The organism is Klebsiella sp. K5-45 (assembly GCF_030128605.1).
Classification (GTDB): Bacteria; Pseudomonadota; Gammaproteobacteria; order Enterobacterales; family Enterobacteriaceae; genus Klebsiella; species Klebsiella quasipneumoniae.
In genome coordinates this window covers 1-1,091 of sequence record NZ_JAKUZW010000052.1, presented here as the reverse complement: position 1 = coordinate 1,091, position 1,091 = coordinate 1, and the positions used below count along the sequence as shown (strand labels likewise).

General features: G+C 53.9%; 1 protein-coding gene. It reads right to left on the bottom strand.

The genetic code is table 11. The features are described from left to right. Nucleotides 1-29: 29 nt before the first annotated feature. A protein-coding gene (locus MKS11_RS27385; protein WP_097293776.1) for an IS3-like element ISSen4 family transposase occupies nucleotides 30-1,091 on the bottom strand; the annotation gives its coding sequence in 2 pieces (ribosomal slippage) (nucleotides 30-892 and nucleotides 892-1,091; 1,063 coding nt annotated over the 2 pieces). This gene is flagged as partial in the annotation.

Genomic DNA, 1,091 nt, shown 5'->3' with positions numbered 1-1,091 from the left:
TGACCTGCCCCCACGATTAGATACAACACTCAGTTAGTAACGTCGGAATCTTCATTCTCAGAATGACCCTTTCTCCAGCCCGCTGCAAATTCAGACGGTGTCTGATAATTCAGCGTGGAGTGCGGGCGGCATTCGTTATAATCCTGCCGCCAGTCATTAATAATTTTCCTAGCATGAACGATATCGCTGAACCAGTGCTCATTCAAACATTCATCGCGAAATCGTCCGTTAAAGCTCTCAATAAATCCGTTCTGCGTTGGCTTGCCCGGCTGGATTAAGCGCAACTCAACACCATGCTCAAAGGCCCATTGATCCAGTGCACGGCAAGTGAACTCCGGCCCCTGGTCAGTTCTTATCGTCGCCGGATAGCCTCGAAACAGTGCAATGCTGTCCAGAATACGCGTGACCTGAACGCCTGAAATCCCAAAGGCAACAGTGACCGTCAGGCATTCCTTTGTGAAATCATCGACGCAGGTAAGACACTTGATCCTGCGACCGGTGGAAAGTGCGTCCATGACGAAATCCATCGACCAGGTCAGATTGGGCGCCGCCGGACGGAGCAGCGGCAGACGTTCTGTTGCCAGCCCTTTACGACGTCTTCTGCGTTTTACGCCCAGGCCACTGAGGTGATAAAGCCGGTACACGCGCTTATGATTAACATGAAGCCCTTCACGGCGCAGCAACTGCCAAATACGACGGTAGCCAAAACGCCTGCGCTCCAGTGCCAGCTCAGTGATGCGCCCTGATAAATGCGCATCAGCAGCCGGACGGTGAGCCTCATAGCGGCAGGTCGACAGGGATAAACCTGTAAGCCTGCAGGCACGACGTTGCGACAGACCGGTCGCATCACACATCAACATCACGGCTTCCCGCTTCTGGTCTGTCGTCAGTACTTTCGCCCAAGAGCCACCTGAAGCGCCTCTTTATCCAGCATGGCTTCGGCAAGCAGCTTCTTGAGTCTGGTGTTCTCTTCCTCAAGCGACTTCAGGCGCTTAACTTCAGGCACCTCCATACCGCCATACTTCTTACGCCAGGTGTAAAACGTGGCATCGGAAATGGCATGCTTGCGGCAGAGTTCACGGGCGGGTACC